Annotated in this window: 6 protein-coding genes; 1 reads left to right on the top strand and 5 read right to left on the bottom strand. The window is 34.9% G+C overall.

Annotated elements, in window-relative coordinates:
• Positions 1-99 precede the first annotated feature (99 nt).
• From ACYIAL_RS08455 to ACYIAL_RS08445, 3 genes are all read right to left on the bottom strand, one after another.
• Positions 100-1,788 (bottom strand): ShlB/FhaC/HecB family hemolysin secretion/activation protein, encoded by a 1,689-nt coding sequence (locus ACYIAL_RS08455; RefSeq protein ID WP_483751439.1) that lies wholly within the window; start codon positions 1,786-1,788, stop codon positions 100-102.
• Between the two features lie 429 nt (positions 1,789-2,217).
• The gene (hxlB, locus tag ACYIAL_RS08450) at positions 2,218-2,685 is read right to left on the bottom strand and encodes a 6-phospho-3-hexuloisomerase (RefSeq protein ID WP_483748239.1); all 468 of its coding nucleotides are present in this window, start codon (positions 2,683-2,685) and stop codon (positions 2,218-2,220) included.
• A gap of 26 nt (positions 2,686-2,711) precedes the next feature.
• Positions 2,712-3,503, bottom strand: a complete 792-nt coding sequence (locus tag ACYIAL_RS08445) for a hypothetical protein (RefSeq protein WP_483751438.1) — start codon at positions 3,501-3,503, stop codon at positions 2,712-2,714.
• Positions 3,504-4,296: 793 nt separating this feature from the next.
• On the opposite strand from ACYIAL_RS08445, the gene ACYIAL_RS08440 reads away from it, so the two are divergent.
• Positions 4,297-5,889: an ABC-F family ATPase gene (locus tag ACYIAL_RS08440; protein WP_483564167.1), complete on the top strand. Its 1,593-nt coding sequence runs from the start codon at positions 4,297-4,299 to the stop codon at positions 5,887-5,889.
• Positions 5,890-5,972: 83 nt separating this feature from the next.
• On the opposite strand, the gene ACYIAL_RS08435 is transcribed toward ACYIAL_RS08440, so the two are convergent.
• Both ACYIAL_RS08435 and ACYIAL_RS08430 read right to left on the bottom strand, forming a co-directional pair.
• The gene (locus ACYIAL_RS08435; RefSeq protein ID WP_483751437.1) at positions 5,973-6,281 is read right to left on the bottom strand and encodes a hypothetical protein; all 309 of its coding nucleotides are present in this window, start codon (positions 6,279-6,281) and stop codon (positions 5,973-5,975) included.
• Positions 6,282-6,506: 225 nt separating this feature from the next.
• Positions 6,507-6,842 (bottom strand): YggL family protein, encoded by a 336-nt coding sequence (locus tag ACYIAL_RS08430; protein ID WP_483564168.1) that lies wholly within the window; start codon positions 6,840-6,842, stop codon positions 6,507-6,509.
• Positions 6,843-6,858 lie beyond the last annotated feature (16 nt).

Here is a 6,858-nt window from a genome sequence, read left to right as displayed (position 1 = left end):
GATATAAATGCCTGTTCATCGTTTTGTCCTTATTTTCGTTACCTTAATTATTCTAGTGTCTCGATAGCTTTAACTACTCTATATTCTTGATGCTAGATGTTAATAATTCCAGTTTACGTTAAACCCTAATGCTAAAGGATTGGTTTTAAATCCTTTCGGTTTGCGTATCGGGGTACCTGCAAATAGGTCGTAGTAAAAACCGTAATGGCTACCCCTAATACCTACAACACCTCCGGTTAGGTGCCGCCCTAACAAATATTCGCTTTTAGCCCCCGAGACCTCACCAGTGTCAATACCTAAATATGGCTCATGGTTAAAAGGTGCCTGCCAGGCAAGTTCATTACGTACATACCAACCTCGGTCAGCTTTTAAGGTTAATTCACCATCAAAACCTCGTACACTCCATCGTCCGCCTATCGAAAACTGGTCTGGTGAAGTTAAGCGTTCACCCCGCGTATATTGACCTTGATAGTCTAAACGATAACGAAATTGTTGCTGTCCCAAGTTAAAGGGGACATTCGCCGAAAAGTTGACTAAAAAAATATTAGATAGTGCACTACCGTTGTCTTCTGGATTACGCTCCTCTGGCGCTTTTCGTGCATTGAACCAACGCACACCTTTTTGATACGTGACGCCCGCGTCTAATGTTATATCGTTAATATAGTGCCGATGTTGTAACCCTAATTGCCAATTCGTCGTTTTTCGTTGCTGGATTTCAATTTCCGTATCATTGATATAGTTATGTGATTGACGTAGACTAATGCCATAACTTAATGTCGTTTTTTGAGATTCATTGCGATGAATCAATCGACTCAGTTGGATATTGGCGTTGCGACTACGTCCACTGTATTTATAATCTTCATTTTGTCCCGCTACCGTTTGATGATATTTGTTACCAGATAGCGAGGCATTGAATAACCAATAACCCCAAGGCACCGAATACGAGAATAAATAGTTACGCGAACCGTATTTGCCTTTACCATTTAAATCATGTCCACCAGAGATATAAAATGCATCACTTAATGACAATAAGTTATCCATGTAAAGTGTAACTCCGCCTTGGTCTCGTCCCGTTGTTTTGGTACCAGAATCATCAACCGATAATCCTAATCGCCACATTTTTGTTTGTTTGCGACTAATAACAATATCGCTTTCACCCGGTTTATCCCCTGGTACTAACTGCATCTGTGCACTCACTGTGGGTAAACGTTGTAAGTTCTCAAGCCCTTGCTCTATATCTCGTAGATTGAGTATTTGGTTTTCTCTTGCTGGCATGGCACTATACAGTTGTGCATATTTATCACTATCTTCACTGTAGACTATGCGCCTAACTTTACCTTCAACTAACAGTAATTTTAATGTCCCCTCCCCTAAATCTTGCTCGGGGGCAACAACTCGGGTAGTGATAAAACCATAACTCACTAGGCGGTCTTGTAACTGACTCATCAACAAATTTATTCCTTGCCCACCCAAGCAGCGATGCTCGGCTTGTTGTACAAGTTTTTTTAAGGGAATAAACCAAGGTAATTTGTCACGCCCTATTAATTCAACCTGATTAATATTGAAACATAACGACTCAACCGGAAAGTCTATCTGTCCAGTTGTTGTGCTCGGTGGTAATAAATGGATATCAGGTGAGATGGGATTTAACGAATCTTGCAGAGCTTTTTGACGTTCTTGCTGGTGGATCAGCTGCTGGTCACTGAGTGTTTGTGTTGACAGGGGCTCGGCTAATACAATAGAGACGGGACAGATAACTAAGGCTAAACTTAATAGAAATTTTTTCATCACAACACTTCAAAGTCCAATTTTCACTCAATTATTACATAAAATTTACGCAAAAATACTAAACTAAAACGGATCAATTGTCTATATAAAAACCGATAACTTTCATTATATAATAATTTTTTATATTATTTTTAAAGATATTTTTATTACTTATTCAGTTTGTATTGTATGATTTTTATTTAATTTAATCACTTTTACATTCTCAACATAGGGAAAATTGCAATATTAAAAATATTGTTGAATTAGTATTATAAATTTAAAAGATGCTAGATAAATAATACAATTAATAGTTAGGGAATTTTACGTTATCCCTAACTTAAACAAGTTATAAACCATTAAAAATTGCAATATTTTATAGTTCTCAAACCATGTAAAAAATAAAAAAAATTAGATAGCACATTGATTTTCATGTCTTTTTATTTCATAAAATCACTCAATATTCGCATGCCGACACTTCATTACCTCTGGAGTCTGTTGTAAGCTTTCCATCAAACTATAAATAAGACTGTCGTAAGTCAGTAATGAGAGTTGCTCAAATGTGCTACCCATTGGTTGGTTTAACTTATCAAGTTTTATAGGAATAATAACCATATTATCGGCTAATTTTGCCAAGGTCGAGGTACCGGTTGTTGTGAATAATATGATTTTGACACCTAAGTCTTTTGCCTGCTGTGCATAGGCAATTAAGCTTTTGGTTTCGCCTGAATTAGAGCCTAAAATCAGCAAATCACCTTTATCGGCTTTGGGTTTACTAATTTCGGTAATTAAGCTGACCTTTAAACCTAAATGCATTAACCGATTGGCAAACGCACTTATCATTAATCCCGAACGCCCTGTTCCCGCTAAAAATAGATGGTTTGCACTAATAATCGCATTTTTAAATTCGTGTAATTGCACTTCGTTGATTGTGTCTATTTGTGCCGCTATTTCACAGTGTTATCATGAGCCAAATTTGGCTGTGCATATAATACTGAACAAGGGGTCATATTATTTCTATGCGGTTTAATATAATAAGTGTGCTCTATTGCATTAAAAGTACTTTTATTAGGTGAACCATACCGTGTTAATAATTCGCCGGAGGTTGCTTTTATCGTTAATTGATAATTTGCAGCACATGACGTACTTAATAATTTGGTTGGATTTGCTTTTACGTTTGCTGTTATATCGTTACCCATATTATCTTGCCACTTTACAGTTATACTTCCTGTAGCACTTATATCACCATCGCCATCATCATCGCCCCAATAATTGTATGAAGTACCAATTAAACTATTTAAATCAATACTTGGGTAATAGCTATTTCCTGATGTTGGTAGTGGCACCACTGTTTTTATATCACTAAACTTTTTTATACTTTGCGGTAGCTCTATCGGTTTTATAAGACTTGATAAATCTTCATTTGCTTTTATCTCCATTTCATCTGCTAAGGTTATTGCAAGTAATGCTTCGGTGTTTTCTGCCCTAGTAACTCCACCATCAAAGGTTAGATATGGTGCACTACCATTGATTACATTACTGGTTGTCGCACTTAAGGCATTTGCTATGTTGATATTGGCAGCTAAAAATAGGCTTATAACAATAAATAATAGTGTGATAGGAAAATAAGATAATAAAAACCTTGCAGGTTTTATAAGTAAATTTAAATTCGATTTTAATACTAAATGAAAAGATATTAGCGAATTAATAATGCTCACCACCAATAAATTACGTCTCATTTTCAATCCGAAAAATAAACCCAAATGATGGCTAGCTATTAAACAACATTTTAACATGCTTCCGATTCCTTTTTCATGATATATATTTGTTTTAATTTTATATATTCAATATAAAGTATAAATAGATTAAACGGGTTTTGAAAATTTGAAAGTAGGGTATTTGTTAAGGTGTGTAAAAAGATAATTATTGATTTACTAGGGCGCTTTTTGTCTGTGATGAAAATCCTAAGAATTTTGTCAAAAAGTTTCAGGTAACTATGTGTTTAAGTATAAAAAGTGATTGAGTATAAAATTTAAATTTTGTCAAGATTGCATTGTCGATACTTTTCAACAACAAATCAATAGTCTTCAGATGTTGTAAAAGATTAGTGCATGTTACAATAAAAATTATTCATGTAGTGCATTGATTTTATATAAAAATTTTAATAACAATCAATGGACTATACGGTATATCAAGTGATTATATTTTTCCCCAATAAACCTGCAATCAAAGGTAAAATATATTTTAGGAATGTTTCACGTTTTTGACAGTAATTTGAGAAACGACTAACGTCTTGTAAATTTTAGGAAATTATTTTAATCATGAAATGTAAGCATCACGAAATTCTTTTATACTTTACACTATGTTAAGAATTAAATTAAATATACCCTCCCTAAATGCCGTTATATAAAACAAAGATCCTCAAAAATGATTAATTATGGCATAATGTGCGCCAATTTATATTTTCGCGACGTCATGCAAAGGCTAATTATTGCTTTTGAGCAAAACGCATTTTAAAGAGAGTCAATTTTCGTGTTAAGTACAAATAACATCACAATGCAATTTGGCAGTAAGCCATTATTTGAAAACATCTCGGTTAAATTTGGCAACGGTAATCGTTATGGTCTAATCGGCGCTAATGGCAGTGGTAAATCCACCTTTATGAAAATTATTGGTGGCGATCTCGTGCCTACATCAGGTAATGTGGCTTTAGATCCACATGAAAGACTCGGTAAATTACGCCAAGATCAGTTTGCTTTTGAAGAATTTACCGTCCTTGATACCGTAATTATGGGACATACCGAATTATGGGAGATCAAGCAAGAACGGGATCGCATCTATTCACTCCCTGAAATGAGTGAAGAAGATGGCTTTAAAGTTGCTGATTTAGAAAGCCAATATGCTGAAATGGATGGTTACAGTGCCGAATCTCGGGCTGGCGAATTATTATTAGGTGTTGGTATTCCAATTGAGCAACATTACGGATTAATGAGCGAAATCGCACCAGGTTGGAAGTTGCGGGTATTATTAGCCCAAGCCCTATTTTCAAATCCAGATATCTTATTACTCGATGAACCAACCAATAACTTAGATATTGATACAATCCGCTGGCTTGAAGATACCTTAAATCAACGCGAAAGTACTATGATCATTATTTCGCATGACCGACATTTTTTGAATATGGTCTGTACCCATATGGCAGATTTAGATTATGGTGAATTGCGCATCTATCCGGGCAACTACGACGATTACATGACCGCATCAACGCAAGCGAGAGAGCGTTTGTTAGCCGACAATGCCAAAAAGAAAGCACAAATTAGTGAACTGCAATCCTTTGTTAGTCGCTTTAGTGCCAATGCATCAAAATCAAAACAAGCAACATCACGCGCAAGGCAAATTGAAAAAATCAAACTTGAAGAAGTCAAAGCTTCTAGTCGACAAAATCCTTTTATTCGTTTTGAGCAAGATAAAAAGCTATTTCGTAATGCGCTTGTTGTTGAAGACCTTACCAAAGGATTTGACAATGGCCCTCTTTTTAAAAATCTTAAGCTCATGGTTGAAGTGGGCGAAAAAGTTGCTATTTTAGGGACTAATGGTATTGGTAAAACCACATTATTAAAAACGCTAATGGGCGAACTGACTCCTGAGCAAGGCGATATAAAATGGTCTGAAAACGCAAATATTGGTTATTATGCGCAGGATCATGAATACGAATTTGAAGGCGATTTAACGGTATTTGACTGGATGAGCCAATGGAAACAACCAAACGACGATGAACAAGCCGTGCGTAGTATTCTAGGTCGATTATTATTTTCACAAGACGATATTAAAAAACAAGTTAAGGTCTTATCTGGTGGTGAAAAAGGACGTATGTTATTTGGTAAATTGATGATGCAACGTCCTAATATTATTGTTATGGACGAACCAACTAACCATTTAGATATGGAATCTATCGAATCACTCAATATGGCATTAGAGCTTTATCAGGGCACACTATTTTTTGTTTCGCACGACCGGGAATTTGTTAGCTCACTGGCAACACGCATTGTCGAAATCACCCCAGAAAAAGTAATTGATTATACGGGTAATTATGAAGATTACTTACGTAGTCAAGGAATTGAATAATCATTCATTAATAAAAATGGCCACAAATACCAATGTGGCTATTATTCTGGTTGCCAATAAATTTTACAACGTCTTAATTTTTGTTAACCACTTGTATAAATGGAAATAACTTCGCCAGAATCAATGTCTATATCAACATTTATATCATCTATAACTATTCCACCAGCCCCAATGTTCATCCAATTATCTTGCGTTATCTCTTTCGAATAAAAGCTTATTGTATAACAGCTAAATCCATTATTTATACTTATATAATTATTAAAAGATATATAAAAATGATCGATATCGTATTTATATTTGGTCACAAATTCGCTTTTCTTTGCTGCTTCTATCGCTTTGAATAAAAAAGGCGTATATTTTTTATCAAGTTTAAAAATAGTGTCTTCGCCCATTATGCAAGCCCCCTTACCGAAATAGTAGACAGTCATTGTTTAGATAATAGAATTAGGCTAACTGATTTATACCAACTTATATTAGCGTTGTTTGATCATTTTAAGAAAACATAAGTACAATGGGTTATAAATAATAAAAAGCAAATTACCCATTATTACAATAGTAATTTAGTCATAAAAATAGCCACACCTGTGACTATTTTCTATTTAAAGATGACCAATGAATTAGAACTCTAATTCATCCCACCAAATATCAATAAGTTGGCTGGTTTTTACATTTTTCAAACCGTGAGTTTCCAGCCATTTTGTGACAATGTCACGATGTTCTTCAGTACAGTTCCCTAATTTTTGGGTGCAAATAATCCCTTTCCAATTTAAATAACCGCTTCCCTCATAAGCTAAACCATTGGGTTGAATAGCTTCAAGAATAAACTGATCAACGATATTATCTAAAGTCTCTTCGCTTGTACCTTCGTCAAAAGACCAACTAACCGTAAAGCCTAACTCTTTAAACTCTTCAATGTGTAATTTTTTTCGTAAACGTCTGCTGCGATTTACCATAATAGTTTCCTTCTAC

This window comes from Gilliamella sp. X-57, from assembly GCF_057063565.1.
The sequence above is the reverse complement of the archived record's forward strand: the minus strand, read 5'-3'. Positions and strand labels throughout refer to the sequence as shown.